The 26,323-nt window shown below is 39.3% G+C and carries 32 protein-coding genes; 16 read left to right on the top strand and 16 right to left on the bottom strand.

What is annotated here, in order from left to right; genetic code table 11:
- Positions 1–3: 3 nt before the first annotated feature.
- The 3 genes from BN988_RS05505 to BN988_RS05515 all read right to left on the bottom strand — a co-directional run bounded on the left by BN988_RS05505 (position 4) and on the right by BN988_RS05515 (position 2,841).
- A complete protein-coding gene (locus tag BN988_RS05505) occupies positions 4–942 on the bottom strand; it encodes a beta-ketoacyl-ACP synthase III (protein WP_036573928.1) in 939 nt (312 codons plus the stop codon).
- Positions 943–1,171: 229 nt separating this feature from the next.
- The gene (locus tag BN988_RS05510) at positions 1,172–2,131 is read right to left on the bottom strand and encodes a BMP family ABC transporter substrate-binding protein (RefSeq protein WP_036573930.1); all 960 of its coding nucleotides are present in this window, start codon (positions 2,129–2,131) and stop codon (positions 1,172–1,174) included.
- An 86-nt stretch (positions 2,132–2,217) separates the two neighbouring features.
- Positions 2,218–2,841 (bottom strand): hypothetical protein, encoded by a 624-nt coding sequence (locus BN988_RS05515; RefSeq protein WP_147380267.1) that lies wholly within the window; start codon positions 2,839–2,841, stop codon positions 2,218–2,220.
- Between the two features lie 115 nt (positions 2,842–2,956).
- Here BN988_RS05515 and BN988_RS18580 point away from each other — a divergent pair, with 115 nt between their 5' ends.
- Entirely contained in the window at positions 2,957–3,133 is a 177-nt protein-coding gene (locus tag BN988_RS18580; protein ID WP_081779360.1) for a YjzD family protein, read from the top strand.
- Between the two features lie 67 nt (positions 3,134–3,200).
- On the opposite strand, the gene BN988_RS05520 is transcribed toward BN988_RS18580, so the two are convergent.
- The gene (locus tag BN988_RS05520; RefSeq protein WP_036573935.1) at positions 3,201–3,554 is read right to left on the bottom strand and encodes a hypothetical protein; all 354 of its coding nucleotides are present in this window, start codon (positions 3,552–3,554) and stop codon (positions 3,201–3,203) included.
- 224 nt (positions 3,555–3,778) lie between these two features.
- Here BN988_RS05520 and BN988_RS05525 point away from each other — a divergent pair, with 224 nt between their 5' ends.
- Positions 3,779–4,591 carry an undecaprenyl-diphosphate phosphatase gene (locus tag BN988_RS05525; protein ID WP_036573938.1) on the top strand — a complete coding sequence of 271 codons (813 nt, stop codon included), beginning with the start codon at positions 3,779–3,781 and terminating at the stop codon, positions 4,589–4,591.
- Positions 4,592–4,636: 45 nt separating this feature from the next.
- On the opposite strand, the gene BN988_RS19060 is transcribed toward BN988_RS05525, so the two are convergent.
- From BN988_RS19060 to yjfP, 3 genes are all read right to left on the bottom strand, one after another.
- Positions 4,637–4,795: a hypothetical protein gene (locus BN988_RS19060; RefSeq protein ID WP_182858817.1), complete on the bottom strand. Its 159-nt coding sequence runs from the start codon at positions 4,793–4,795 to the stop codon at positions 4,637–4,639.
- A gap of 126 nt (positions 4,796–4,921) precedes the next feature.
- Positions 4,922–5,233 carry a metal-sulfur cluster assembly factor gene (locus tag BN988_RS05530; protein ID WP_036573941.1) on the bottom strand — a complete coding sequence of 104 codons (312 nt, stop codon included), beginning with the start codon at positions 5,231–5,233 and terminating at the stop codon, positions 4,922–4,924.
- A 317-nt stretch (positions 5,234–5,550) separates the two neighbouring features.
- On the bottom strand, positions 5,551–6,312 hold the full coding sequence (gene yjfP, locus BN988_RS05535) for an esterase (RefSeq protein ID WP_036573944.1): 762 nt from the start codon (positions 6,310–6,312) through the stop codon (positions 5,551–5,553).
- 137 nt (positions 6,313–6,449) lie between these two features.
- Here yjfP and BN988_RS05540 point away from each other — a divergent pair, with 137 nt between their 5' ends.
- The 4 genes from BN988_RS05540 (at position 6,450) to BN988_RS05550 (ending at position 8,221) form a co-directional block, all read left to right on the top strand.
- Positions 6,450–7,283, top strand: coding sequence for a Cof-type HAD-IIB family hydrolase (locus BN988_RS05540; RefSeq protein ID WP_036573948.1), 834 nt, complete (start codon positions 6,450–6,452; stop codon positions 7,281–7,283).
- Positions 7,284–7,404: 121 nt separating this feature from the next.
- The gene (locus BN988_RS19065) at positions 7,405–7,554 is read left to right on the top strand and encodes a hypothetical protein (RefSeq protein ID WP_182858816.1); all 150 of its coding nucleotides are present in this window, start codon (positions 7,405–7,407) and stop codon (positions 7,552–7,554) included.
- A 1-nt stretch (position 7,555) separates the two neighbouring features.
- Positions 7,556–7,753 (top strand): DUF3813 family protein, encoded by a 198-nt coding sequence (locus tag BN988_RS05545; RefSeq protein WP_036573951.1) that lies wholly within the window; start codon positions 7,556–7,558, stop codon positions 7,751–7,753.
- Between the two features lie 204 nt (positions 7,754–7,957).
- Positions 7,958–8,221, top strand: coding sequence for a NifU N-terminal domain-containing protein (locus BN988_RS05550; RefSeq protein WP_036573954.1), 264 nt, complete (start codon positions 7,958–7,960; stop codon positions 8,219–8,221).
- An 88-nt stretch (positions 8,222–8,309) separates the two neighbouring features.
- On the opposite strand, the gene BN988_RS05555 is transcribed toward BN988_RS05550, so the two are convergent.
- Positions 8,310–8,729: a putative periplasmic lipoprotein gene (locus tag BN988_RS05555; RefSeq protein ID WP_036573956.1), complete on the bottom strand. Its 420-nt coding sequence runs from the start codon at positions 8,727–8,729 to the stop codon at positions 8,310–8,312.
- A gap of 15 nt (positions 8,730–8,744) precedes the next feature.
- The gene (locus tag BN988_RS05560; protein WP_036573959.1) at positions 8,745–9,587 is read right to left on the bottom strand and encodes a YitT family protein; all 843 of its coding nucleotides are present in this window, start codon (positions 9,585–9,587) and stop codon (positions 8,745–8,747) included.
- 125 nt (positions 9,588–9,712) lie between these two features.
- On the opposite strand from BN988_RS05560, the gene BN988_RS05565 reads away from it, so the two are divergent.
- The 3 genes from BN988_RS05565 to BN988_RS05575 all read left to right on the top strand — a co-directional run bounded on the left by BN988_RS05565 (position 9,713) and on the right by BN988_RS05575 (position 12,052).
- Positions 9,713–10,579, top strand: a complete 867-nt coding sequence (locus BN988_RS05565; RefSeq protein WP_036573960.1) for a DegV family protein — start codon at positions 9,713–9,715, stop codon at positions 10,577–10,579.
- Between the two features lie 244 nt (positions 10,580–10,823).
- Entirely contained in the window at positions 10,824–11,021 is a 198-nt protein-coding gene (gene yppF, locus BN988_RS05570; protein WP_036573962.1) for a YppF family protein, read from the top strand.
- A gap of 158 nt (positions 11,022–11,179) precedes the next feature.
- Positions 11,180–12,052 (top strand): SDR family oxidoreductase, encoded by an 873-nt coding sequence (locus BN988_RS05575; RefSeq protein WP_081779361.1) that lies wholly within the window; start codon positions 11,180–11,182, stop codon positions 12,050–12,052.
- 67 nt (positions 12,053–12,119) lie between these two features.
- Here BN988_RS05575 and BN988_RS05580 read toward each other — a convergent pair whose 3' ends face one another.
- From BN988_RS05580 to BN988_RS05600, 5 genes are all read right to left on the bottom strand, one after another.
- Positions 12,120–13,607: an alpha-amylase family glycosyl hydrolase gene (locus BN988_RS05580; RefSeq protein WP_036573963.1), complete on the bottom strand. Its 1,488-nt coding sequence runs from the start codon at positions 13,605–13,607 to the stop codon at positions 12,120–12,122.
- A 250-nt stretch (positions 13,608–13,857) separates the two neighbouring features.
- Entirely contained in the window at positions 13,858–15,378 is a 1,521-nt protein-coding gene (locus BN988_RS05585) for an MFS transporter (RefSeq protein WP_036573965.1), read from the bottom strand.
- Between the two features lie 210 nt (positions 15,379–15,588).
- A complete protein-coding gene (locus BN988_RS05590; RefSeq protein ID WP_036573967.1) occupies positions 15,589–16,017 on the bottom strand; it encodes a MarR family winged helix-turn-helix transcriptional regulator in 429 nt (142 codons plus the stop codon).
- A 72-nt stretch (positions 16,018–16,089) separates the two neighbouring features.
- Complete coding sequence (gene map, locus BN988_RS05595; protein ID WP_036573968.1) at positions 16,090–16,830, bottom strand: type I methionyl aminopeptidase; 741 nt, start codon at positions 16,828–16,830, stop codon at positions 16,090–16,092.
- A 300-nt stretch (positions 16,831–17,130) separates the two neighbouring features.
- The gene (locus BN988_RS05600) at positions 17,131–17,499 is read right to left on the bottom strand and encodes a YisL family protein (protein WP_036573970.1); all 369 of its coding nucleotides are present in this window, start codon (positions 17,497–17,499) and stop codon (positions 17,131–17,133) included.
- Positions 17,500–17,704: 205 nt separating this feature from the next.
- Here BN988_RS05600 and BN988_RS05605 point away from each other — a divergent pair, with 205 nt between their 5' ends.
- Complete coding sequence (locus BN988_RS05605; protein ID WP_036573972.1) at positions 17,705–18,898, top strand: ornithine--oxo-acid transaminase; 1,194 nt, start codon at positions 17,705–17,707, stop codon at positions 18,896–18,898.
- Positions 18,899–19,057: 159 nt separating this feature from the next.
- On the opposite strand, the gene BN988_RS05610 is transcribed toward BN988_RS05605, so the two are convergent.
- Positions 19,058–20,236, bottom strand: coding sequence for a DUF418 domain-containing protein (locus tag BN988_RS05610; protein ID WP_036573974.1), 1,179 nt, complete (start codon positions 20,234–20,236; stop codon positions 19,058–19,060).
- A 173-nt stretch (positions 20,237–20,409) separates the two neighbouring features.
- Between BN988_RS05610 and BN988_RS05615 the strand changes: the two genes are divergently transcribed.
- The 6 genes from BN988_RS05615 (at position 20,410) to BN988_RS05640 (ending at position 22,515) form a co-directional block, all read left to right on the top strand.
- Positions 20,410–20,625 (top strand): spore germination protein, encoded by a 216-nt coding sequence (locus BN988_RS05615; RefSeq protein ID WP_036573977.1) that lies wholly within the window; start codon positions 20,410–20,412, stop codon positions 20,623–20,625.
- Between the two features lie 14 nt (positions 20,626–20,639).
- Complete coding sequence (locus BN988_RS05620; RefSeq protein ID WP_036573978.1) at positions 20,640–20,858, top strand: spore germination protein GerPB; 219 nt, start codon at positions 20,640–20,642, stop codon at positions 20,856–20,858.
- A 76-nt stretch (positions 20,859–20,934) separates the two neighbouring features.
- Entirely contained in the window at positions 20,935–21,504 is a 570-nt protein-coding gene (gene gerPC, locus BN988_RS05625) for a spore germination protein GerPC (RefSeq protein ID WP_036573980.1), read from the top strand.
- On the top strand, positions 21,501–21,677 hold the full coding sequence (locus BN988_RS05630; protein ID WP_036573982.1) for a hypothetical protein: 177 nt from the start codon (positions 21,501–21,503) through the stop codon (positions 21,675–21,677). Before gerPC ends, BN988_RS05630 begins: the two co-directional genes overlap by 4 nt.
- A 165-nt stretch (positions 21,678–21,842) precedes the next feature.
- Positions 21,843–22,214, top strand: coding sequence for a spore germination protein GerPE (locus BN988_RS05635; RefSeq protein ID WP_036573984.1), 372 nt, complete (start codon positions 21,843–21,845; stop codon positions 22,212–22,214).
- Positions 22,215–22,296: 82 nt separating this feature from the next.
- Positions 22,297–22,515, top strand: coding sequence for a spore germination protein (locus tag BN988_RS05640; RefSeq protein ID WP_036573986.1), 219 nt, complete (start codon positions 22,297–22,299; stop codon positions 22,513–22,515).
- A 72-nt stretch (positions 22,516–22,587) separates the two neighbouring features.
- Here BN988_RS05640 and addA read toward each other — a convergent pair whose 3' ends face one another.
- Positions 22,588–26,322 carry a helicase-exonuclease AddAB subunit AddA gene (gene addA, locus BN988_RS05645; protein ID WP_036573988.1) on the bottom strand — a complete coding sequence of 1,245 codons (3,735 nt, stop codon included), beginning with the start codon at positions 26,320–26,322 and terminating at the stop codon, positions 22,588–22,590.
- Position 26,323 lies beyond the last annotated feature (1 nt).

Below are 26,323 nucleotides of genomic sequence, written 5' to 3' on the forward strand. Positions count from 1 at the left end.
TATTTATTTTCCCCAGCGTAGAGCCACAGCGCCCCATGTTAATCCGCCGCCAAATCCTACTAAAACCACGATATCATTATCTTTAATTTTACCTTCTTTTGCAGCTTCTGACAAAGCCATTGGAATAGATGCCGCTGAATTATTTCCGTATTTTTTAATGGTCGTTGCCATTCTATCTTCCGAGATTTCTAAACGTTCACGAGCAGCTTCCATAATACGGATGTTTGCTTGATGTGGAATGAGATAGTCGACATCTTCTTTTTTAAGGCCGGCTTTATCAATAACGTTCATTGTTGATTCAGGCATTTGACGTACGGCAAATTTATATACCTCTCTACCGTTCATCACTAACATATCTTGTTCATTTTGATAGAGCTCCTTGCCACCTGCTCCATTTGATCCCAATTCAAAGGAAAGTATCCCTTTACCTTCTGAAACTTCACCTATAACGGCAGCTCCTGCGCCATCTCCGAGTAAAACACAAGTACTACGATCTTCCCAATTCGTAATTTTGGACAGTTTCTCTGCTCCAATTACTAGTATCTTTTTATAAGCGTTTGTTTCAATAAATTGCTTAGCAGTTATCATACCATACATGAATCCAGAACATGCAGCACTTACATCCAGAGCGGCAGCATTTTTCGCTCCTAGTCTTTCCTGGATCATACACGATACTGAAGGGAAAGGAGTATCAGGTGTTACTGTCGCTGTTAGAATAAGATCAATCTCATCCACCGTTACATTAGCTTCTTCCAATGCTTGCTTTGCTGCATAAAAAGCCATGTCAGAAGTATCAATATCATCTTCAGCAAACCGTCTTTCTTCTATCCCAGTTCTTGTTCTAATCCATTCGTCTGTAGTATCCACCAACTTCTCCATGTCTTTATTTGTTACAACTTTGGTTGGTAGATAATGACCTGTACCTAATACACCAACACCCATATATACAACTCCTCAAAATGTAGTTTTATTATCAATTCTTATGACTTGGTACTAATTTTAATGCATTTTTCTCCTTCTTGCAAGTTTACTGCAACGAAAAAAAGATGAAATAAGCGCCAAAAAGCTTCGTATGAAGCAATTTCCCAGCGAAGTTTCCAAGTAATAGAAAAAGTAAAGAAAGGGAATTTAAACGGGTAAAAACAACCATAATTATTAGTCTGTTTCATGTTTATTGTTCATTAGGTAGAAATTCAGTTTCTTTATATTCTTCCACTACCTCAGTTAAGTATTCTTGGTAGTCTTCCGGCACAGCTGAACTAAATGGTCCTAGTGAAATCACGTCATCCTGAAAGTCATATGTTTGAATAGAACCTTCTAATTCGCCCTCTTCATATAAATCAGCCGCAAGCATATATAGCTTGTCCACATGCTGAATCGTACTGGTGAGAACGTGCTGACCTCCAATTTCTGATTGGTCTGTTACATAGCCAATGGCAAACAAGTCATCACGAGCTACATTCTCCACAATTTCTTTACTAAAAGCATCTCCTGTAGGATAAACTACATCGACACCAGTTTGAATCACCTGTTCATAAATTTCTTCTGCTGTCTCGGTGTCATTCCAATCGTTAATGAAATTCATATTAATTTCGGCCTGAGGGTTCTCATATTTCACACCTTCATAAAACCCTTCAATTTCCGGTTGCCATTCATGCGCAGCAATAATGCCAACATAGTCATTTGAGGTCATTTTGCCAGCCACCATGCCCCCAAAAAAGCCCATCGCGTGGGAATCAAAGTTTAGACTTGTAACATTATCACTAACATACCCACCATTGAAATAGACAAAATGAACATCTGGGTAGCTTTCCGCAATATCTACAAAGTATTTCCCGTAAATACTACTGTGGCCAAATATTAGATTTACTCCGTTTTGTACAAACTCCTCTACCGTATTTACCACCTGCTGTTCTGTTGTAATATCTTCTTTATAGAACACATCTACGTCATAAGTGTTTCCAATCTCCAACAGCCCTGCGTATCCTTTGCTACCCCATGCCTGATCATTAATCGAACCATCCAAGAGCATCCCGACATTTTGTATTTCTTGTTCATTCGAACTGCATCCAGCTAGAGTGAACACTAGTCCTATAAATAGCATAAGCCTGAATATAAGTCCTCTAGTCATGGGCACGCTCCTATCATAATTAAAGTCTTTACTAGTTTTATATTACATGAATCTTTTTTATAACGTTCATTTATTTTTCGTAAAATTTAAAGATTATCATATAGGTTATCATATTGAATCATATTTTCCTGATAATGCTGTAACACTTTTTTCAATTTTTCTTCAATAGGTACATTGTCCCGAAGATAGATAGAATTTTCAAGTTTAAGCTTAGAATTTTCTTCAGAACGGAATGACCGAACATAGAGATCTTCCCGGCTTGCAATTCCTTTGCTATTCCAGTCCACAAGCTCCCCGATGAAATCTTTTATATAGATTGATTCGTTTTGAAATAAAATAGAATCAAAACGAACATAGGAGTTGTTCCAATACATTCCGTCTTTATCCATCTGCATCCACTCTCCAAATAAGATCGGTACGTGAATACAGGTGTGTCTTTTACCTAGGTTTTTTGAACTATTTTTGCTTAATACATAGGTATGTATCGAGTTAGCAGTTAATCCATCGCTATAATCGCCAAATATATATGCTGTTTTATACTTCTTTTCCGGATTAAAAGGGGCATAGGAACTATTCCTACCAAAAAATAAAGTAAGCTCATCTGAATCTAGTTCATTCTCTTGCCCGTGAACCTCAAAACCGAGTTCTAAAAGATGTTCTACCATGTGATAACCTAACCAATGATTGCTTGGAGACACTAAATACGTCACAAAAAAACCTCCTTCAGGAAAGCGAATGATAAAGAAATAGCTTTTCATTTAAGCCTCTATTTGATAAAATATATACAAAATGTACGAACTATGCATAAAAAATGAGGTGTTAACAATGCGTTACATATGGACAATCGTTTGGGCTTTACTAATTAGTGGAGTGCTATCCTATGTTCTATCCAGTATGGGTGGCGGACAATTTGATTTAACGAGCACCGTTGTATTTGCTGCTATTTTGTCAGTGTTTGTATTTCTACTTGGCGAAGTTGCTTTAAAGGCAGATAAAAAATAATTAACAAATATTGGAAAGAGTAACCCTTGCCTCATGCAGAATGGGCAAGGGTTTATTTATTTACATTTTAATACCACGGAAGAATGCTTAAAGCCGTTAGTGCTGCCAAAGGCAAGACAAGCCTTCTAAAACGTGGTCTTCCGTATCCGTAACCCGGTCCATATCCGTATCCAGGATATCCGCCATAGCCAAAACCAGGCCCGTAGCCAAATTGGCGGTAGTCATCTGACGATCCATGGTGTTGATAGGTAGGCATTTGTTGTTGTTCATTTGATTCCAGCGGTACAGCAAAATATACATACTCGTCATCTAGACCAGTAATAATTCCATCTATATTTGTACCATCAACCATTTCGGCAAGCACATAAGCATGCATATGTTTTTTACATAAGTCGTATATATGGTGTTGATTATGATTCATTTTAACAACCTCCTCACAATCTAGACTATTCAATAGCCCTTGGGTATGTGACTAGGTCAGAATAAAAGCGAAGAGCCCTTTGTTAGGTAAGCCAACTAAAAACTATTCGTGTTGCATCAACAACGGCATGCCCCGGAGCCTCTGGGCATACGTAGCAACTCGACTAATGCAACTGAGATAAGAACTTTAAAGTAAAAAGTATTTCCAAGGAGGAAATGAAAAACATGACTGAACTATGGACATTAATAAAATATTTAATATTAGGGTTATTTCAAGGATTTACGGAGCCAATTCCCATTTCATCCAGTGGGCACATTGTTATTTTAAAAAATTTATTTGACCTAGAGATTAAAGGATTATCCTTTGAGATTCTCGTCAATTTCGGTTCGCTTATTGCTGTACTATTAATTTTTCGTCACGATATAATTCGACTTGTTAAGAATGGGGTTATCTACATAACCAAGCGTGATGAAAAGGCAAAAGGTGACTTTCAGTTCATCCTCTTCCTGATCATTGCAACGATTCCAACAGGTATCCTAGGACTACTTTTTGAAGATATCATTAGCGAAACGCTTAGTAAGCCAATTGTTGTAGGTTATACGTTACTACTTACTGGTGCTGCTTTATGGGTTATCCGTAATCTGAGAGGCCGGAAAAATGATGGAGATATACGCGTCAAAGATGCGCTCATCGTAGGGTTTGCGCAGGCTGTTGCATTAGTTCCAGGAATTAGCCGTTCTGGCGCGACGATTGTAGCAGCAATGCTAGTAGGTATGAAGCAAGAAACAGCACTTCGCTTTTCTTTCCTGCTATATATTCCAGTAAGCTTAGGTATTACAATGATGTCCTTCACAGATATCATCACTGACCCTAACTTTGATGCAATGGCAATACCATACCTAATTGCGTTTATGGCTTCTATCGTAGCTTCCTTTTACGCGCTAAAATGGTTTATTAACGTAATGGCTAAAGGTAATTTAAAATATTTTGCTTTTTATTGCTTTATTGTTGGTATCTTGGTCATTTTATTTATCTAAACAAAGAACCTGCACCTCCCCTTTTTAGGAGAGATGCAGGTTTTTTTATCGATTTCTTTTATTTCTTTTCCCATTGAGGTTCAGAAATTCCGTATCTTCGGAGAACTCGACGTCTTCACGATTTCGTTCAGGCTCTGTATCATACTTTAGGGCATTTCGCTGTCTACCCTTGTCTTTATTTTTGTTTTTATTTTCTTCAGACATGCTATAACCTCCTAGAAGCGTTATGAGTTATAGTATGCCCAAAGAGACTTCTATTATTAAATATAGAAATACCCCATATAAGTCACTAAGATAGTGGCCTAATATGGGGTATATTACTTGATAGGATCAATCAGGGATTCCCAATGCAATTTTAGCATAGCGGGACATTCTTTCTTTGCCCCATGGTGGGTTCCATACAATATTGACATTGATGTCTTTCACTTCTGGAATGTCGGATAACGCCGCACGCACATCCTGCTCGATGTGTCCGGCAAGAGGACATCCCATTGCTGTAAGTGTCATTGTTACGGTAGCAAGTCCTTCTTCATTAAGCTCTACATCATATATTAAACCAAGGTTTACAATATCAATGCCCAACTCAGGGTCAATAACATTTTCCAAGGCACCCATCATATTTTCCTTTAATGCTTCGTCCATACCCTTACCTCCTTCTAAAGTTCTATCTATATTTAAACATATTTCCGTAAAATTTTAAATCATAAAGAAAAGCATAGAGCAACCGTTTAGCAACGTACGAACTGGACTGAACCGTAGAAGATAAAGAAAACACGGTGACCCGGAGGGAACCGATGTTGCCTTATTGTACGGAGGCGAAGGAAGTTACGCTAGTCGCTGCTTGCTCTATGCTAGACAAGAAAAGCATAGAGCAACCGTTTAGCGACGTACGAACTGGACTGAACCGTAGAACCTAGAGTCGACGGCCCGCACAGCACCATGTCTTTGCTATCTTACATTTAAACATGCTTATGTAGCCATTTCACTGCTTCCAAAGTGGCGTATCTGCTAACTTTATGCCCACGATTCTCTTCTCTTAAAAAGTGGATATCCTCATGATTCACATACTGTTCCTTAACGTCTTGATAAAAATGGTAGGAATGGTCAAAAGGCACTGCTGGATCGTTAACACCATGCCAAAAGAATAATGGCCGTTGGTTTAATTTCTCTGGCTGTTTGGATAAATCGTATTGCTCAAGCTGCTGATAAAGCTGATTAATGGTTTCATCCGTAACAGGTAGATCACCTTTTTCCTTTAATCCTTCAATAAGGGACCTGGCAAAAATACTTAGCTTAGGTGAACCCATTAATACAGCTGCAGCTTTAATCCAAGGGTACTGGGTTAATGCAGCTGACGTTGTAATCCCGCCCATGCTTGTTCCAGCAATTCCAATTCGGCCATTTAAAATCAGATTCCTCTCATCCAAAACATCCTTAATCATACCTAATTCTTTAACATTTTTCATCACGATATCCCAAAAAGACACCATTCTTTGCATAGAATTAACACCTTGCTCACGACTACCATGGTACATACTATCAGGCAAGATTACACGGTAACCTTTTTCTGCAAGCATATAGGCTATGGGAAGATTATGTTCCTTGGCGCTTGTGAACCCATGAAAAAAGACGACCGTTGGCAAGGCTTCCGTTTTTTTTGCTGTGTCTGCTATAATTAGGGAAGGTATTTCGTTAAGCTTTTCTTCAATTATTCCGATCATCTTACCATGTCTCCTTAAGTTGTTTAATTATTATTTATTTTACGCCCACAAATACGACGATTGCAACTAATGAACTCAGCTAACCCTTTACAGAAAAGAAAATCACTTATAAACTAATGACAGATGAGGTGAAATAATTGGAAAATAAAAGACATTTAATCGCATTGGATTTAGATGGAACCCTACTTACAGACAAAAAAGAAATTAGCTCTCAGACAAAACAAACCGTATTAACAGCGATGGAAGAAGGCCATATCGTGGTGATTTCCACTGGAAGACCACACCGTGCAAGTATTTCCTACTACCATGAACTTGGGCTTAATACCCCAATGGTTAATTTTAATGGAGCTTTGATTCACCATCCTACAGACTCAAAATGGGATGCTTTGCATAGCCCTATGCCTATCCGAACCGCACATAAAATTATCGAAGCCTGTTATGATCTGGATGTACATAATATATTGGCAGAGGTAAAAGATGATGTATATCTTGATAGTTATAACAAAGATATTATCGACATTTTCCAATCGTCAAAGAACGATTCCCCTTTTACAATTGGAAACCTCCAACAAAATTTAACAGAGGATCCTACCTCTTTGCTGATCCATCCAAAGGAAACTCATATCAAAGAACTTAGAAGTCATTTAGATGATTACCATGCAGAGTTAATTGAACACCGTAAATGGGGAGCTCCATGGAATATCATTGAGATTGTAAAAAAAGGTATGAATAAAGCAGTTGGGCTGCAAAAAATAGCGCATTATTATGATATTCCGCAAGACAGAGTGATTGCTTTTGGGGATGAAGATAATGACCTGGAAATGATTGAATATGCTGGTGTAGGCGTCGCAATGGGTAATGCCATTGATGAACTTAAAGACATTGCCAACCATGTAACAACAACAAATGAAAACGAAGGAATCGGCGATTTCTTGCAGAATTATTTAAAGCTTGAGGTAAAACCGGTTTAAATTTCCTTCTATATTAATTGCAATAAGAACCATACTACTTAGTGAACGTTATATACAACGTTCACTTTTTTACTTCCTGAACAAGCTATGTATTACAATGTTTTTCTTAGGAGGAGTTACCATGGGAAAACGGAGTAAATCAAAGCGATTCAGCCATCAGAGCGCTGATTCTGTAAAAAAACATGCTGAACGATTTCCGTACCGATCTACTTTTTCCGATGCGGAAAGAAAGCAAGAAGAAGCAGACAATCATACTGTAGGAGGGTTTTAAATTGGAAAACAACCTATTTCAACAAGCTAAAGATGCTGTTGCCAATATGATGAACATGCAAGGTAATTCTACAACTGCTCAAGATCAACAGGCTGCACAAAATGCTATCCAAGCTGCATATAATGAAGCGAGTCCTGAGGAAAAGCAGCAACTTCAGCAATTGGAGAACCAATTAAAACAGCATAATCAATTACAGTAACCTCTGTTTTTTGTGAAGGTAATCCCCGATTCATTTGTTGATGAAAAGGATTTACTTTAAGCAAACTTCCCACCAGGACACGGGATACTTCACCTCACAGCATTAGGCAGACTGCCTTCCACTAGGGCAGTCTGCTTTCTTCTTTTTTATCTGGTCAGTTTCTGCTAAAATATAGCTAAGTATGATGATTAAGGAGGAATTTTGATGAGTATACGTGCAGAGGCAACACCCAATCCCAATGCATTAAAATTTACGACGGATAAATTAATTTTTGAAGGAACTAGCAGTATTTCCGTAATGCCTGGTAATAAAAGTGAACATGCAATTCTTAACGACTTAATGGAGCTTGAAGGGGTCGACAATGTTTTCGGCTATCAAAACTTTATTACAGTAAACAAGAAGTTTGATGCAGAGTGGGACACCTTAACACCAGAAGTTACAAAAGTAATTGAAAAACATGGTTATTAATATACATAAAGAGGCCAGTGACTGCACTGACCTCTTTTTTTGATACTGACTTCTGTCATGTCTATTGCAAACACTCAAAAGATCTTTTTTACTTCGATTTCAGATCTATTGGTACATAATTCTGGTTAACTTCTTCCCCTGACTGGTCTTTTCCGTAAAATTTAACTATAGGGGCCTGATCACCTGATACTGCATCCTCTGGCACCTGCAAAAGTAATTCAAAGGGACTCAACCCATGGGGGTTCGAATCTAATTCAACTTTTGCTTCACTAATAAGGACCACATCCCCTTGCTCCAACTGATAATATAAATCACTACCTGCAAGTGCGGCTTCTCCAGTTATCGTTGCTTGCAGCGCATCATCTACTTCCACCTCTACATTACGAATACTAACGGAAGCATCAGCACCCTGGCCTCCATCGTTATTCTCGGCACTCTCATTCGTCGGCTGTTCATTACTGCAACCTACTAGTAGAAGGGCTAGTGCAATTATGATACTTTTTTTCATCTCGATTACTCCTGTCTAATCTTTTCTGAAGAAACCAAAGATTCCTGTGGTTTGTACAATATTCGTAAACGCATTTGGGTCTACTTCGTTAATGATCCGCTCAAGGTCATATAATTCATATCTAGTTACCACAAGATACATCATGCTTTTATCTGATTTCGTGTAGGCACCTTTTGCAGGAAGAATCGTAATTCCTCGCACCATGGTTTTATGAATTTCCCTTTGCAATTCGTCCGCTTTATGGGTAATGATCATAGCTGTTACTTTTTCATGACGTGTATGAATTGCATCAATCACTCGTGTCGTAACATATAATGTTAAAAGCGTATAAAGCGCATTTTCTGGTTCGTATAAAATACCTGCCAGTGCAATAATGACCGCATTAAGTGCTAGGAAGTATGTGCCAATAGGGCGATCCTTCATTCGGGAAAGAACCATTGCAACAATATCCATACCCCCAGTGGAGGCACCAACTTTTAATGTCATCCCTACACCTGTACCAGCGATCACACCACCAAATACAGCATTTAAAATAATATCTTCCGAAAAACCGATAATCGGTATGAATTCTAGAAATACTGAGGTGAATAGTACGGATATCACGCTATAAACTGTAAATCCTTTCCCAACTTTAAACCAACCTAATATGGCAACTGGTACGTTAAAGAGTAATAACAGAATACCTGTACTTACACCAATGTTAAGAAAATCATTAAACACACTGGAAACAAGCTGTGCAGCTCCAGTAAATCCGCTAGCATAAACATTTGCTCCAATTAAGAAGAAATTTAGGGAAATGGCATTTAACAAAGCCCCACAAATCACAATAATAATACGTCTTGCTTCAAAAATAAACATGCCTAGCCTCCTTCAAGCTTATTACCTTCGTGGAAGGGATAACGTTTTCGTTGTAACTTTGTTTTGACTATCATGATGACTAGCTATAAACTAGAAGAAATAATGATAGAAATGCAGGTGATACAATGTTGGTAAAAATTCTTGCTGATTCAGCAACAGATTTGTCAATGAACCATTATAACGAATTTGACATTGAAATGGTACCATTAACTGTTCATTTGGATGAGAAAGAATACAAAGACAATGTTGAAATTCAGCCAAAGACTGTTTATGACGCCATGCGCCAAGGAAAAAGCCCAAAAACTTCTCAGGTTTCTCCAGAGACATTCCATAATTTATTTACGACCTATGCGGAGAAAAACGAGCCACTGGTATATTTGGCATTCTCCTCAGAGCTTTCAGGTACATATCAAACAGCCAAAATGATGCTACTTGAAGTAAAGGAAACCTATCCTGATGCCCCCATCGATGTGGTGGATACAAAATGCGCTTCTATTGGTTACGGCCTTGTAGTTCTCTATGCGGCCAAGGCTGCCAAAAATGGAGCCAGTGCAGAAGACATTATTCAATCTGCACAATACCATGCAACCCATATGGAACATATTTTTACTGTAGATGACCTGGAATATTTATACCGGGGCGGTCGGGTTAGTAAAACTGCTGCATTTGTCGGTTCCCTATTAAAAATCAAACCAATCCTTCATGTTGAAAATGGAAAACTTGTACCATTAGAAAAAATCAGGGGATCGAAGAAGCTGTTTAACCGCATGCTCGATATAATGGAGGAACGCGGAACAGACTTTACGAATCAACTTATCGGCATAAGCCATGGTGATGACTTCGAAAGAGCTGAACAACTTTCCAGCCTAATTCAAGAAAGATTTGGTACAGCCAAAGAAGACATTGTAATCGAAATGGTTGGATCCGTTATAGGCGCTCATTCAGGTCCAGGAACGATCGCATTATTCTTTTTAAATTCTTCTCCTAAATAATAATGAAGGTCTGATTCAGTCAGGCCTTTTTTATTTTCCCCTTCGTCCCCTAGCTACTTACTTCCATTTAGAAAAAATGTGACTATCTATAATAACAACATAGCCTAAAATATTTATATAATACTTGCATAACAAACTTCTGCTTATCTACCGCAAAGCCAGTTCTTCAACATTTCAACATGAAAACCTCCAATTGCTCATATAGTGTAAAACAGAGTGGACAACATTACGGAGGAGTGACAAGATGCTGATGAATACATTAGTCGCTAGCTATGAAAATGAACGAAGACATGCACCTGATTCCATTCATGCTTTGCTAGACTATTATCAGATGAAATATATTTCCCAAGAGATTGACCTTCTAGTTTATAAAGAAATCTATCGCTTTCTTAATAAAGAAGGTGCTGTGTCTTCTCATGATCATTCCATAGGGTATAAGTAAACTAACGTATTCGATCTATTGTGAATACGTCTTTTTTTCCATTCCTTTATTGCTTAGAGACTAAACTGTAACAGGCCAAGTTCTCCTTCCATGGTTTGTTTATATACTTTCGGGGAAGATAGTTAATACGAAACATGGTTGAAGGAGGAATTATTGAAATGGGAATGGAAAAAAAGAATGGTAAGGAAACACCTCCGGCGCAACACCAGACTAAACAGCCGGGAATTGAATCGAAAATGAATCCAGAACCAGAGTATATCCGTGAGAACTATCAGGGAAGCAATAAACTTAAAAATAAGGTAGCACTTGTTACAGGTGGAGATAGTGGGATTGGACGAGCAGTAAGCCTACATTTTGCTAAAGAAGGCGCAGATGTTGCAATTATTTATTTAGATGAACATGAGGATGCAGAAGAAACAAAACGATTAGTAGAACAAGCAGGAAGAAAATGCTTGCTTATCAGTGGGGACATTGGCAATCAATCATTTTGTGAAGCTGCAGTAACGGAGACGATGGAGAAATTTAAGAAGATCGACATCTTAGTTAATAATGCAGCTGAACAACACCCCCAAGCGAGCTTTATGGACATCACGAGCGAACAACTGGAAAAGACATTTCGCACGAACATTTTCAGTATGTTCTATCTCACAAAGGCTGTATTGCCTAACTTAAAAGAAGGTAGTTCTATTATAAATACTTCCTCAATTACAGCCTATCAGGGAAGTAAAGACCTGATTGATTATTCTGCAACAAAAGGAGCCATTACTTCCTTTACACGCTCCCTTTCTAGTGCACTTGCAGATCAAGGAGTTCGCGTCAATGGTGTAGCACCAGGACCAATCTGGACACCACTAATCCCTTCTACCTTCACAGAAGGAAAAGTAGACAATTTTGGTGGCCAGACCCCTATGAAAAGGCCTGGACAGCCACAGGAATTGGCACCTGCCTATGTTTATTTAGCCTCAGAGGATTCCAGTTATGTCAGTGGTCAAATGCTTCACGTAAACGGTGGTACCGTTCTGAATGGATAAAACATGTTAAAGGAGAAACACCCTTTAAGTCAGACTTTTTATTAGACTGTGCTTAAAGGGTGTTTATTTAGACACTCTTTCTTTTTTGCTTTCTGCTAAGTATTACTATTCCTACTATAAATACGATAAATACAGCTACGACAAAGCCGATAAACAACCAATTATAACCCGTATCTTCTTGGACGATATACACCTCAGCACTCTCTCTAGAAAGTCCTATCTTAAATCCGCCATCATCTCCTACACGCACTGTATCATCATGGAGATAACCTCTTAGCTGCTTATCTTGATTAATGTCTGTTAATGTTATAGCTTCTGTCTCTTCCCCATTGTTTATCGCAATATAAGCAGTTTGATTATCATAGCTCCTTTTAAAAATACTCATTGCACCACTCGATCCAACCAACTCAAAGTCACCATGGGAAAATACAGGGAATTGCTTTTTCAGTGACGAGATACGGTTATGAAACTCCGTTAAGTCAGGATCTCCGCTATTAAACTTCACCATTTCCTGAACTTCTTCTGTACTTGACCCATACATAGGTAGTTCCGATCCCTGAAATAGCGATGGTGTGCCTGGTGTCATATACATGTACGTTAGAACAAGCGACCAAGTCGTTAAGGCATTTCTCCCATTTTCCGAAAATACCTGTGTAAAACGTTTGGTTGATTGATCATCTACGTAGACGAGCCCAATATCGCTTTCCTCTTGCTGTTCATATATATCAGCTACTGCATTTCCAGGTTCAGAAAAAGTTGATACAATCGCAGCTCTTAACGACGGGTCATCCCATTTCTGTATACCAGTGCCTTGTGGCAGATCTGCGGTTGCTATATCGTTGTTTAGTACATCACCTAGTAAGTAAATATTTTCATCAATTTCTTTCATTGCTTTCGTAAATTTTTTTAAGAAATTCGGTGATGCTTGATCAGCAGCGTGTAGCTTTAAGCCATCTATTCCTGTTTCACTAACCCAGAAACTTGCTGCATCAATAAGCATCTCTTCTACCCTAGGGTTTTCCTGATTAAGCGAGACAACATTATCCCCCCATGATGTGTCAGGAGCCTGGTCGTCTTTTATCCAATCCTGTTTTTCAGGATCTTCTACAAGAGGATGGCTTGTTGCTACATAATTCGTGACATACTCCATTACAACCTTAATGTCTCTTTCATGTGCCTCTGATACGAGCTTCTGAATATCTTCTATCGTTCCAAATTGGGGATCAACAGCATAAAAATCCTCCACCCAATAACCATGATATCCATCTGGTGCGTTTTCCATTAATGGGGATAATACAAGCGTTGTATAACCCAATTCTTCATATGTATCCAATTTATCGGTTATCCCCTGTATATCTCCTCCCTGATATGCATGAGGATCTTCCCGTCTAACCTGCTCATCATTATCGGCATCTCCGTTATTATAACGATCAACTAAAATCGAATATATAATTTCCTCATCCAACTCCCGATTCACCTTATCAGCTGATATCGAGATAGGGGAAGCGATCGATAAGACAACCATACCCAACAACAAACCTATAATTTTTTTCATATTATTACTTCCTCCAACATAGCTTTTCTCTTGTCCTATTATTCTCTATTTAAGCAAATAGTCAATGCTTGACTCCTGATTGTTAAAAATAATTCATGAATGAAGGATGGAAAGTGAACAGCGATTGTATAGGATTCGCCTATTAACAATTCACCCTTCTATGATGAATGTAAAAAAAAGAATCGACTAAACCCTAAGGTTTAAAGACGATTCTATAATTTGGGTCGTGAAAATTGTTAACGGCCTTCGTTTACTCACTCTGAAGCATTTGTTTTTCCTTCTTAACGAGTGGTCTTCCTTTTCCGGTGATCACTTTTGCTCCTGATGCAATAAGCATAATGATTCCGAGAATGAGTAAAAGTGTAAACAGATCATGGTAAGCACCAAGTATGGCAGATTTTTTAAAGCCCACTTCCAACTGCCTGGACGAATCTCCCACGTTTAAATTCCCTGTAATTTTTTGATAATGGATTGTGTTCTGTCTAAGCAAGAGCCAGCCAATAAATGGAGAAAGCGTTGCACCTATAAAATTACGAATAGAGTGCAATGTAGCAGACCGATGGGATGCTTTATGGATATCGCCTGCTAAAGCCGTCCCCAAAGCCCCTGATACAAGAACCATACTTACTCCACATCCAAGACATGCGATTTGAAAATATAAGAATGGCAGAGAAATGTCTGTCCCAATCACTCGCCATTGGAAGCTCACATATATCACCACAAGAGATCCTAAAATTCCTAAAACCCCCGCCCCGAATTTATCAAAGAGCAGCGTTTTAAGAATAGCACTTCCTATAATGCCAACAAGGAACCAAAAGTAAAAATAAGTTAGATTCAAGTATGAAAGATCCATATTATTAAGCAGAAAACCATTGATACCAGCAATAGCAATAATTAGAGAAGAATGGGAAACAACAGCCATGATTGTTCCGGAGACAGGCTTTGCAGACTTTAGTGATCGAAAAGGAACCAATGGTGCTTCTGCTTTTAGGTCGACATAAATAAACAGGCCTAGCAATAAGATTGCGATACTAAGAAATGGCCATACATAAATGGATGAAAATCCGTTATGAGTCAAATTACACAATGGCACTGCGAGTGCCAGGATGGTGGAACAAAGCAGCACTACTGCTCTTTTATCCAATGGGCTTTGTTCCTGCGCTTTCTCTTCTTGTCTTGGCAATCGGAAATAACCAATGATGAAGCATAGCAGGGATGCAATGACATTTAGTAAAAACAGCCATCTCCATGCATCTGTGTACAAAGATAACGAACCACATAGTGCTCCGAGAGCGCTAGCACCGAACAATCCAGTGATAATCATAAATAGAAATAGGTTTCTTATTTTATTCGGAAACGATCGTAAACTAACTGGTAGGATTGTTAAAAATAAAATACCTGATCCAATTCCCTGAATTACCCGACCTATACTCAATGTCACAATTCCTGTAGACATCATATCAATAACCGAACCACATAAGAATACTAGAGTGAACAGTAGATAATTCTTACGCAGCCCTAATTTTCTGGTAAGTGCAGGACCGAGTGGTACACCGAGGGCAAATGCCAGATTTGACAAAATGGAGGGTAAAAGTAAATGATCTGAACTTATATGGAGACCAATTTGAATTACCCCTTGATTTAAAACATAAGAAAGATTAGAAAAATACTGCGCTCCTATTGCGAATATCGTCAGGAAAGAGATAACCAAATATTGAGGTATCGCAGTTTTACCTTTCACTGATTTTACTGTATGAATCTGTTGACTCATCTATTTTCCTCCCATGAATTACAAGAAACATTGATTCCTAGTAAATTAATTTGTATTAAGCAAGTTGTATTATACAATAAATAGACCAAAAAAAATATAGCTTGACCAATTTTTCTTCATCCTAACCAACGAAGATTATATTTGTCTGAATAATAAAGAAGCATGATTATTCGCTCTTGAATAATCATGCTCAAATATCTGTTAATAAAATTACTTCTTCCAACTTTTAAAAGACTGATTTAGGCGCTCCAAGTTCACTTCTAATTGTTCGAGTTCCTCTTTAGACCACTCTTTAAGAATCTCATCATAACCGGTGGCACGCGCCTCCTGTACCTTACGTAATGCGGCTTTTCCTTCTTCAGTAATTTGCAAAAGGCTAATGCGTCGATTCTTAGGATCTGCATGTCTGGTAATATATGCCTTGGCTTCCAGATTACTGACCTGTCGACTAGCGGTGGAAATGCTTACCATTAATTGTTCAGCCAGTTCATTGATTCCTAAAGCCCCGCTTTTTTGCAATTCATACAATATAAGGTATTCAGAACGGTCCAGACTACCCAACTTCGGGCTATGAGCTGTTGTAAGACGGACTAATAAGGCAACTTGATATTCAATACTTTGGAGTGAGTCTTGCTTCAAAATATCCCCCCTCAGTTAATATGGTTATTCTTTATATTAGAAATAGCCGTGGTTCAGTGCGGTTTTAAATTCTTATAAGGTAGTAATAATCGGGCCTTCCTTTGTTAAAATAATCGTATGTTCATATTGTGCTACAAAGCTTTCATCAGTTAGATAGGTCCAATCATCATCAGATTGGTATACTTCCTCTTCCAATGTAGAGATAAAGGGCTCAAATGCAATAACCATACCCTCTTTTAAAATTTCGTCGTCCCAACGAGAGTAGTAATTGAAAATATGGTCTGGTGCTTCATGTATTGAACGCCCAATGCCATGTCCAGTAAGATTTTTTATTACAGTTAAACCATGCTGTTTTGCTACATTGTGTGTAGCTTTTCCGAGCGCGCTTTTTTTCGATCCTGGCTTTGCCTTTTTAAGTCCAGCGTCGAAAGCTTCTTTTGCAACGTCACATATTTTCTGTAAAATCACCTCTCCATTCCCAACCACAAAGGAAATCCCGGTATCGGCGAAATATCCGTTTTTCGAACCAGAAACATCAACATTTACAAGGTCCCCTTCTTGAATGATCCGTTCCCCGGGAATACCGTGCGCAACTTCTGCATTTACGCTAATGCATGTATGTCCAGGAAAATCGTATTCTCCCTTTGGTGCAGAATAAGCTCCTGCTTTTATGAACATTCTCTCAGCAATTGCATCAAGCTCTTTTGTCGTTACGCCTGGTTTGGTGCAACGGACTAACTCATCTCGAATTGCTCCACAAATCTTACCTATTTCTTTTAATCCATTAAAATCCTCTTCAGTCTTTGCTATCATCGTGCGTCCTCACTTTTTTTACATTATTTTATGATGATCATTCCAATTAGATTCTAGCATAAACAGCATGGTATTTACTTCAAAATAGCTTATTTGTTTACATAACAAAAGTGCAAGCGCCCGTTTAGAGACTTACGGACTGCGCCTTGCCTTGCCATGCCAGATGCCAGGTGGCTCCAAGTTGGGACTGCCCCCTACCAAAATCCCTGCCAAGCAAAGTGGTGATTTTAATGGAGCATCCCTTTAAAGTAAAAAAAGCTGTTCCTTGTCTTAAACAAGGAACAGCTTTAACTGCTTTTCTTATGGAAGAATTCCTAATGGCAAACGTCCAAAACCAAGAATTAAAGTAATAAGTAGGGCGATAACTAATTGAATCCATGCCCCTTTTGCCGGTTTTGTTTTGGAGGTTTTTACAAGAATTAACTCCATAGCAACGATTACCCAAAGGCCAGCTACTCCTTTTACAATCGCTTCGGGTAGCATGTCACCTCCACCAAAGTAATTTGCTAGCAGATCCCCACCTGTGTAAAGAATAAATAAGTAATCCAAGCGTAATATCATGTGAAGAATTTTTCCGGGTTTTGCCTTTCCCTGCTTGTACATAATTAATGATACGATTAGTAAGATTAGCGCTAATGCCCATGCAGTTATATGCATATGCGTCGTCATGCGATTCCACTCCTTCCACTTTCATCCATCTTTAATTTTAGCTACCGTTATCATATCATGTAAGGGAGAAAGTTTCATTTAAAAAGGATTTACATCTCCCCTAACTGGGAACAGAGATTTTATAGAACATTTTAAACTGTAAGTAAAATACAGAAAAAACTGGTATACTTAGTTTGAATTGGACTTTTACAGGGAGGGCTAGAAAATGAAGAACAGTCAAGAAATAATTGATCAAACACAGGAGTATGGTGCGAAAAATTACCACCCGCTTCCTGTTGTTATTTCCCATGCTGAAGGTGTTTGGGTGGAAGATCCAGAAGGAAATCGTTATATGGACATGCTGAGTGCTTACTCTGCCGTCAATCAAGGGCATCGTCATCCAAAAATTATTGAAGCGTTGAAACAGCAGGCTGACTCTGTTACCTTAACATCTCGCGCTTTTCACAATGATCAGCTTGGCCCGTGGTATGAGAAAATCTGTAAACTAACAAATAAAGAAGCAGCATTACCAATGAATACAGGCGCAGAAGCTGTAGAAACAGCAATCAAAACTGCTAGGCGTTGGGCCTACGATGTGAAAGGTGTATCAGAAGATAAAGCTGAGATTATTGCCTGTGAAGGAAATTTCCACGGTAGAACAATGACAGCGGTCTCACTATCATCTGAGGCAGAGTATAAACGTGGCTTTGGACCAATGCTTCCCGGTATAAAAATTATTCCTTATGGAGACATTGAGGCGCTGAAGTCTGCAATCAATGAAAATACTGCTGGATTCTTGTTTGAGCCTATTCAGGGGGAAGCGGGTATTGTCATGCCTCCGGAAGGATTTTTAAAGGAAGCATTTGAGGTATGTAAGGAAAACAATGTCCTTTATATTGCCGATGAAATCCAAGCTGGTCTTGGAAGAAGTGGTAAACTATTTGCTTGTGACTGGGAAGATGTGACACCTGATATTTTAATCCTTGGAAAAGCACTTGGTGGAGGTGTATTTCCAATATCTTGTATTGTGGCCGATAAGGACATTCTTGGCGTATTTAATCCGGGATCTCATGGTTCTACATTTGGAGGAAATCCGTTAGCCTGTGCTGTGTCTATTGCCTCCCTGGAAGTATTGGAGGAGGAGAATTTGGCTGGGCGTTCTCTTGAACTAGGTAATTATATGATGGAAGAACTAAAGTCGATCCAAAATCCAATAATTAAAGAAGTGCGTGGTAAGGGATTATTTATTGGGGTTGAACTGACTGAATCAGCACGCCCTTACTGTGAACAACTAAAAGAGAAAGGTTTATTATGTAAAGAAACACATGAGAATGTGATTCGCTTTGCCCCACCTCTTACAATTAAAAAAGAAGATTTAGACTGGGCAATTGGCCATATTAAAGAAGTACTGAAAGCATAAGAAACGGTACCATCATATAAATTCGAGTGATAAAATATTGACGGGGCTGGGATATAAAATCTCAGCCCTTTTAAAATAGCAAACGATAAAATAAGAAAAAAGACTGTTTAATCACCGCTACAGAAAAAACTCCGCTTTCCGTTAATTATTCTGCCCCTCTTACACCTCTTGTTCTGTTCGACGTAACTTCTGGATTCTTTTATAGGTTATGCTGCGCCAAAGCCACTCAAGAGGACCGAATCGATAGTGTGTGAGCCACCATTTACTAAAGGCCGCCTGCATACTATAAACGACCAGGACCATAAGCATTAATCCCACTGGGGTCATGGCTCCGTATAATCTGAAGAGATAGAATACAAGGAAGCAGACGAGGGACTGCGTTATGTAATTGGAAAGTGCCATACGTCCGACGTATCGAAAAGGCAAGAGAAGCTTTCTTGCCCCTTCCATTTGAGAAAGAAAGGTTATAGAAATAATGTAAAACAGGGCAGAAAACGCACCACCAATATTATCCTGTATCATGGAAAACCAAGCTGGATTACCAAATAAATATGGTCCCGCTTTTAAGCCAGCGAACATGAGAAGTGAAATAAACCATAATCTACGCAATGTTGCTTGATGTTTTTTTGGTTCGTGTAACCACCGTTGTCTCGCGATGAACATGCCAACTAAAAACAAAGGCAACAGTGTTCCTATTAATAATAGATAACTTATCCCCTCGTTTGCATAAAGCCAATCTACATAATTTTGTTCCCATACTTGGATGATGCTGCCGCTTTGGTAGTTGGACAGTGCCTGTTCTGCAGCAAAAAGATTAGGTTGTCCGATATATTCACGGAATTGGTATAAGGAAATGCTAAGTAGCCCAACCGTCATGCCCATTAGAAGGAATGCCCAACTCAGCATTGTCCTCCCCCTTACGTTTAAAAAAGCTAAAAGCAGCAAACCAATTAATCCATAGGTGAGCAAAATATCCCCATGCCATATTAGAAATGCGTGGACGAGACCAAAGCAAATAAGCGCTCCTAGCCTTCTACCTAGAATGGGGTATGCCGACAATGATTTCATCTCAAGCCTTTCCTTCATGAGCTGCATTCCAAAGCCAAACAATAAAGAGAATAATGTATAAAAGCTTGCTTGAAAAAAGATATCTATTATAAGCCTTAATGTGTGGTCAATTGAAGATGTCCAAGCTGTCTCTTCTCCCCCATATAGAAAATAAGGAGCATTAAATGCGCCAATATTTACGACAAATATACCGAATATGGCGAATCCCCTTGCTTCATCAATCCATTGTAATCTATTTGTCTCCTTTAGAGGAGATGGATATTGTGCCATATTTCTATCCCTACTTTCCTTTGTGTACTTTTTATTATAGCGTGTGTTCAAGATGTGTCATTTTTACCGGGCTTTTTGAACAACCTCTTATATAGGAATACTCCACTGGGACCTTATATTCCTTCAACATTTTCATGAAATAGGCATAACCTAAAGAGAAAGGAGGAGTTCATATGCCAGCAAAGGTGGGTGCAGTGAAAGTCATTAACGTTTCTTCATCCGGTATTTTCAATATTGGTGATGTCTATTCAATGAACCCTGAGAGTAGTGCAAAAACCTATGCCGGTGGTGGCTCCTTCAATTCAGGCGACGGAATTCGAGTTAATCTGGCTAATTCAACTACCTACGTCTATGATCCAGACCAAGTAGACCAATCCATTACTTCTTAAATGGGGGAGCTATAATGAATATAACGGTACATCAATCAATTAGTATTTATATGATAAAAGTAGGTGTCGTAACGAATTCATCTGTCTTGCAAATTGGCAGCACCGGGAGTTTTCATACTCAATCCGCCATCTATAATACTGGTGGATTTACTAAAGTGGCCGAAGAAGCGGAAGCAATAGATGCAGTGGAAGCATCCCAGCAAGCTGGTCCAATCATCCCACTGTCTGATTAGGCATGCACGACTCCTCCTTTCTTGCATAAACTGATTCTAGGCATTCGTCTATAACCAGGCTAAGGAGGGACGCCCTGTGAATGGCTCAGATTGGACTACGTATCTTAATAATCTTAGTGGTTATGTACAAGAGCAGGATAAAAGAATTCAGGAGCTCACCCAAAAGCTAGAGCAGTTGCAATCAAACCTGAACGAACAAAAGACAAATCGAATTGAAAAAATTGAATATAAATTTGATCAGTTAAAAATAGAGAACTTAAATGGAACGCTCCATATAGGCATGTCTCCACAGGATATGGAAGATTTCAGCATGCCTGGTCAGTCGTTACCACAAGTCACACAACCTTTCAAACAACAGTTAGTTTCTGAACTGTCCAACTTTGTTGAACAGGAAGGGCCTGCACTCATTCGCAATCTTTCCGAAGAATATGCTAGAAAAATAGATAAGCCCTATCAAGGTATTTTGCTACAGGATATCATCAAGCAGCTCCCGAGTCGAATTGCCTTTTATGAAAAGAAGGCTGCAGATGAAAAGATCGGATCCAACGATTCCGCTCTGCGGGAATATATAAGTAGCCACATCAAAGAAGAAATTCACCACTCTCTAACTGTATACATGCAATCATTAAAGGAGGAAAAGACATGATATTTGAAGTGCATAATTGGGGGCTAAATGTCGGGAACATAGAATTAGAAAATGTTTCGGCTTCATCTGTTTTTTTGATTGGTGACAGTGAAGCATTGACAATGAATTCCTTCTTCGACACACCTCCTGAGTCCTACACAGTTGGGAACATTGTACCGTTATCCGGGGTATAAAGTGAAACTTCATTTGGGGTGGTTTCCCAACCCACCACGCCAAATGGTAGCTAAACGAATCGGACCATTCTTGGCAGTTGAATCCCCATTTAGGATTTTTCATTTCCCTTACATTCTCAAAGTGGAGGTCTTACTGCCAGTTTAGGCGGGATAAAGGAGAAAATCATGAATAGGAGAATCGCTTCTGTTAATCAAATACAGGTTAATACCGTAAATTTCAGTGGAATTCTATCAATTGGAGACACTGAAACCTCAAAACAAATATCTAGGGGGATTGCTTTACAAAAAGAAGGTTCCTACTTTACCAAAGAGGATCAACTATTCTTTGAAGATTACCCTCTTTTTAAAATGGAGCCTGAATTCGTTGTATCAGATAAAAACAACGTTCAAATGGAAACATACCAACATAACGAGAACATACATGTTCAACGCGTCAAAGTTGTTGGGGTAACTACTTCTTCTATTATGCAAGTTGGCAGTCTACGCCACTTAGAAGCAGTTGCCTGGTTAAAGCACTTTCGTAAACTTATGGATTAGTTGTTTTCTACAAAACCAGGTAGCATTTTTAACATAGTTGCATAGACTGTCATAAGCAATTTTTAAAATAGTAGGTGTTAATATGCCATCAATTGTCGGACCACTAAAAATCAATAGTATCGGCGGCGGAGTTGTGAATTTTGGTGATGCATTTTACCTCTCTCCGAAAAGCACGTCAAAGACAAACTCCGGTTCTGGGTCACTAAATACAGGTGATTTTATTTGTACGAATAACGGTGTAAGTTCAACTAATCCTTTTGACCCTGATGTTAACGACCAAAACGTAACTGCAAATGCATAAAAACAGGAGAATCTCTTTGAGATTCCCCTGTTCCTTCCTCATATTATGTTCTAACCGCTAAAAACTATGCGTTTAGTTTTTTTCTTCTATAGGTACTTTTATCAATTGCTGTTTGGAAAAGAAATAGAGGTATGTTTCCTTTACAGGTTTTTTCCAAATCTTCTCTATGGCATGTCGGTAAAGTTTTAATTGGGTGCTATACCGATTAATCAACTTTTGTTTCATCTTATCAGTCATCTCACCATGAATGGCATCTGATTTATAATCCAAAATAATCCACCCATCCTCATATGGGACGAGACAGTCAATCACACCTTGCACTAAGACTCTCTCCTCTATCGGATTCTCCCAATTGGCATATACTTCACTTGTCGGGAGAGACAAGCTAAAGGGGACCTCTCTTCTTACCGTAGGTGCTTCCATCATAAAGCGCGCAATATCCGTTTGAAGGAAATGTTCAATAGCAGTCTTGTCCACTATAAATGCCTCATCACGTGTCAGCTTCTCTCTCTCAACCAATTCTTCAATAAATGATTCTATTTCCAAGCGGTTTAAGGCTTTTGTTAAAGGGATATGTTGCATTACAGTATGTAACACTGTCCCTTTTTCAGCCGCAGTGACGGTTTTCTCTTTTTGCATAAAAAGTGGCCTTTTTGTAATCGGTGCTTTAAATGGTGTGACAAGCTGGTCTGCGCTATATTCATCCTTCAGTTCCCGCTGTCTTTTTATTTCCGTGACGGACTGTTTCGCCCTTGATTTTGAAGCCTCTATATAAGGATATTGAAAGGATAGTCGCTCATCAACAGTAACAGCTAATTGCTCATCATCGACTTTAACAGGTTGCCATGCTTCCAGATTTTCACGCAATGAGAGCTCTGTTTCGTCATTCGTTTCATCGAGGTTGGCCAATTCACTACCATGTACTACATGTACATTCCAGCTGGAAGGATCAACACGTATTTCATCAAGTACAGCATCCTGTAGTTCTTCTTCTCGCAATATCTCTGTTGTTTGATGACGGATTAGTGCAGGCCCCACCCAGTCTAAATAGGTTTTGGATTCCATACGAAAATGTGCGGGTAGCACCCATTCCGAATGGTCGAGCATTTTCTCCCACTTCTGCCGCTTTTTCTCGAAGGAAGCAACATTCCCTATCATGACAAGTTTTTCTTTCGCACGGGTTAGGGCAACATAGAGGACCCTCATTTCTTCTGCAAGCAACTCACGAAGTTTTTCCTGCTTCAAGGCCTGGAAAAACAATGTCGGATATGTGATACGTTTCACAGGATCAATATATTTACTAGCAAAACCAAGATCTTTATGCAGCAAGTACTTTTGGTTTAGATCCATTAAGTTAAATTGCTTGTCCATTGCACCAAGGATAACAACAGGAAATTCAAGTCCCTTACTCTTGTGGATGGTCATAATTCGAACCACATCCTCTTGTTCACTTAATGCACGAGCTGCTCCAAGGTCATCTCCTCGCTCTTCCATACGCTCAATAAAACGTAAAAAGCGGAACAAACCACGAAAAGAGGTATTTTCATATGATCTCGCTCTGTCATACAACGCTCTTAAATTAGCTTGACGTTGTCTTCCACCAGGCATCCCACCAACAAAGTCATAATAGCCAGTTTCCCGGAAAATATCCCAAATTAAATCTGATAACGCCCCTTGGCTTGCGGCCATACGGAAAGCATTTAATTTAATTAAAAACTGTTCTAACTTATCAGCAACAGGTCCTCTTTGTTCCTTTTTGAATTGCATTAAAGCTTCATAAAATCCCTTGTTTCGGCCAGCAAGCCGAATCGAGGCTAGATCATCTTCCGTTAAGCCAACAATTGGTGACCGAAGGACGGATGCAAGGGGGATATCCTGTCTTGGATTATCAATCACTTTTAATAAACTGATCATTATTTTTACTTCAATGGCCTCAAAATATCCAGTTGAGATTTCGGCATATACGGGGATCCCTTGCTTTTTTAACTCATCGGCAATCGTCGGGGCCCATGTCATGGATCGCATTAGTATTACGACATCACGATACTGCATATCCCGTTGTGATTGGGTTGTCTTGTCAACTACTTGTAATGGATCCGCGTCCTTCTGTCCGATCCAGCCTTTTATTTTCTCGGCATAGGCTCTGGCTTCAATTTGGGCCTTTTCCAAATCACGATAATCCTCTGCTCCACTATCGTCCTCTTTTTCCTCTTCTGCTTCTCGATCGATGATAAGCAGTTCTGGTGCTGGTTCCGTGTGCGGCAACGTGTCATACATTTTATTTCCATAGATTAGTTCAGCGTTTTGGTCATAATCTACCTCTCCCACTGTTTCATCAAGGATCTGTCGGAAGATATAGTTTGCTCCAACCAAAACATCCTCTCTGCTTCGGAAATTACTTGCAAGGTCAATACGCTGTCCCTGCTCTTCTTCCTTGGCAAAGCGTTTATATTTTTCGATGAAAAGGGTCGGCTCAGCATGTCGGAAACGATAAATACTCTGTTTCACATCTCCTACCATAAACATATTCCCTGGTCCAGTTTGATCGCTGAGCAGACGTAAGAGTGTTTCTTGTACTAAGTTTGTGTCTTGGTATTCGTCTACAAGCAGCTCACTAAACTTCTTCTGGAACTGAATGGCGACCTGGGAAGGTACTGGTTCATCCTGTGTTGTTTGGTCTTCCATAAGCAATTGCAGACAAAAGTGCTCCAGATCCGAAAAGTCTACAATAGCTTTTTCTCTTTTCTGTTTAGCGAATTCTTCTTTGAACGCTTTTACCAGCTCTGTAAGCTTTCTGATCACAGGGGCAAGTTCCCTCATGTCCTCCACATGGCTTTCGAGATTACGGCTAAACCATCCTTGCTTCATATCATTCCAACGTTTTTTGTAGCTATCGCGTAACGCTTTAACCTTCTTTTTCTTCGTCTCATTACAATCCATCTTCTTTGAGGATAGTTTAGCAAAAGTGCTTTTCACCATATACTCCTGGAGCATATTCCAGTCCTCTAGATGTGCCTTCGCTTCTTGTAATCCTGTTAAATCTAACTCAATGGTTTCTGCATATTGGTATGGCCCATCGCTTTCTTTTGTCATATCCATAGCCAGTTGCATCTCTTCTTCCATTGCAGTAAATTGGCTGCGTACCTCCCGTTTCATAATGGTTAGCCAAGAAAGGGTATTTTCCTCCCAAGTTTCAGAGACAGCATAGGTGTCAGCAAGCTGGTCTAGCCACTTGTCAGGGTTTGGATTTTGCACGGCGAAAGTATACAGGTTTAAAATCAAATCCTCTACCTCTGCGTCACTGCGGTCATTGGAAAATCGATCGACGACAGAAAAGAAAGCCGCCTGTTCACTTCCTTCTTCGCCGTACCATTGTTCAAATAAGTCGTCCATTACTTCCTGCTTAATTAAATCTGCTTCCATATCGTTCGCAATCCGAAATGAGGGATCGATATCAAGCAAGTACGCATACTGTCTCACCACATCTAAGCAGAAAGAATGCAATGTGGAGATGGATGCTCGTTGTAGTAAGGAGACTTGTTTTTTTAAATGCTGAGAATGCGGCTCTTCGGCTAACGCCTTTTCTAAAGCCTCGCCAACTCGATTACGCATTTCTTGTGCTGCTGCATTGGTGAACGTTACAACAAGAAGAGAGTCAATATCCACAGGATGCTGTTTATTTAATAACTTTTGGATAATCCGCTCTACGAGTACCGCTGTTTTTCCAGAACCGGCTGCTGCGGCAACAAGGACATCCTTTCCCCCTGTATAGATAGCCTCTTCCTGTTCTTTGGTCCATTTAACCATT

Origin of the sequence: Oceanobacillus picturae, from assembly GCF_000612865.1 — a bacterium.
GTDB classification, from domain to species: domain Bacteria; phylum Bacillota; class Bacilli; order Bacillales; family Amphibacillaceae; genus Oceanobacillus_B; species Oceanobacillus_B jordanicus.

Bases quoted from the DNA above. Each gene is read 5' to 3' on its own strand.
- BN988_RS05505 (WP_036573928.1), bottom strand. From the start codon at position 942: ATGGGTGTTGGTGTATTAGGTACAGGTCATTATCTACCAACCAAAGTT.
- BN988_RS05510 (WP_036573930.1), bottom strand. From the start codon at position 2,131: ATGACTAGAGGACTTATATTCAGGCTTATGCTATTTATAGGACTAGTG.
- BN988_RS18580 (WP_081779360.1), top strand. From the start codon at position 2,957: ATGCGTTACATATGGACAATCGTTTGGGCTTTACTAATTAGTGGAGTG.
- BN988_RS05520 (WP_036573935.1), bottom strand. From the start codon at position 3,554: ATGAATCATAATCAACACCATATATACGACTTATGTAAAAAACATATG.
- BN988_RS05525 (WP_036573938.1), top strand. From the start codon at position 3,779: ATGACTGAACTATGGACATTAATAAAATATTTAATATTAGGGTTATTT.
- BN988_RS19060 (WP_182858817.1), bottom strand. From the start codon at position 4,795: ATGTCTGAAGAAAATAAAAACAAAAATAAAGACAAGGGTAGACAGCGA.
- BN988_RS05530 (WP_036573941.1), bottom strand. From the start codon at position 5,233: ATGGACGAAGCATTAAAGGAAAATATGATGGGTGCCTTGGAAAATGTT.
- yjfP (WP_036573944.1), bottom strand. From the start codon at position 6,312: ATGATCGGAATAATTGAAGAAAAGCTTAACGAAATACCTTCCCTAATT.
- BN988_RS19065 (WP_182858816.1), top strand. From the start codon at position 7,405: ATGGGAAAACGGAGTAAATCAAAGCGATTCAGCCATCAGAGCGCTGAT.
- BN988_RS05550 (WP_036573954.1), top strand. From the start codon at position 7,958: ATGAGTATACGTGCAGAGGCAACACCCAATCCCAATGCATTAAAATTT.
- BN988_RS05555 (WP_036573956.1), bottom strand. From the start codon at position 8,729: ATGAAAAAAAGTATCATAATTGCACTAGCCCTTCTACTAGTAGGTTGC.
- BN988_RS05560 (WP_036573959.1), bottom strand. From the start codon at position 9,587: ATGTTTATTTTTGAAGCAAGACGTATTATTATTGTGATTTGTGGGGCT.
- BN988_RS05565 (WP_036573960.1), top strand. From the start codon at position 9,713: ATGTTGGTAAAAATTCTTGCTGATTCAGCAACAGATTTGTCAATGAAC.
- yppF (WP_036573962.1), top strand. From the start codon at position 10,824: ATGCTGATGAATACATTAGTCGCTAGCTATGAAAATGAACGAAGACAT.
- BN988_RS05575 (WP_081779361.1), top strand. From the start codon at position 11,180: ATGGGAATGGAAAAAAAGAATGGTAAGGAAACACCTCCGGCGCAACAC.
- BN988_RS05580 (WP_036573963.1), bottom strand. From the start codon at position 13,607: ATGAAAAAAATTATAGGTTTGTTGTTGGGTATGGTTGTCTTATCGATC.
- BN988_RS05585 (WP_036573965.1), bottom strand. From the start codon at position 15,378: ATGAGTCAACAGATTCATACAGTAAAATCAGTGAAAGGTAAAACTGCG.
- map (WP_036573968.1), bottom strand. From the start codon at position 16,830: ATGATAGCAAAGACTGAAGAGGATTTTAATGGATTAAAAGAAATAGGT.
- BN988_RS05600 (WP_036573970.1), bottom strand. From the start codon at position 17,499: ATGACGACGCATATGCATATAACTGCATGGGCATTAGCGCTAATCTTA.
- BN988_RS05605 (WP_036573972.1), top strand. From the start codon at position 17,705: ATGAAGAACAGTCAAGAAATAATTGATCAAACACAGGAGTATGGTGCG.
- BN988_RS05610 (WP_036573974.1), bottom strand. From the start codon at position 20,236: ATGGCACAATATCCATCTCCTCTAAAGGAGACAAATAGATTACAATGG.
- BN988_RS05615 (WP_036573977.1), top strand. From the start codon at position 20,410: ATGCCAGCAAAGGTGGGTGCAGTGAAAGTCATTAACGTTTCTTCATCC.
- BN988_RS05620 (WP_036573978.1), top strand. From the start codon at position 20,640: ATGAATATAACGGTACATCAATCAATTAGTATTTATATGATAAAAGTA.
- BN988_RS05630 (WP_036573982.1), top strand. From the start codon at position 21,501: ATGATATTTGAAGTGCATAATTGGGGGCTAAATGTCGGGAACATAGAA.
- BN988_RS05635 (WP_036573984.1), top strand. From the start codon at position 21,843: ATGAATAGGAGAATCGCTTCTGTTAATCAAATACAGGTTAATACCGTA.
- BN988_RS05640 (WP_036573986.1), top strand. From the start codon at position 22,297: ATGCCATCAATTGTCGGACCACTAAAAATCAATAGTATCGGCGGCGGA.
- addA (WP_036573988.1), bottom strand. From the start codon at position 26,322: ATGGTTAAATGGACCAAAGAACAGGAAGAGGCTATCTATACAGGGGGA.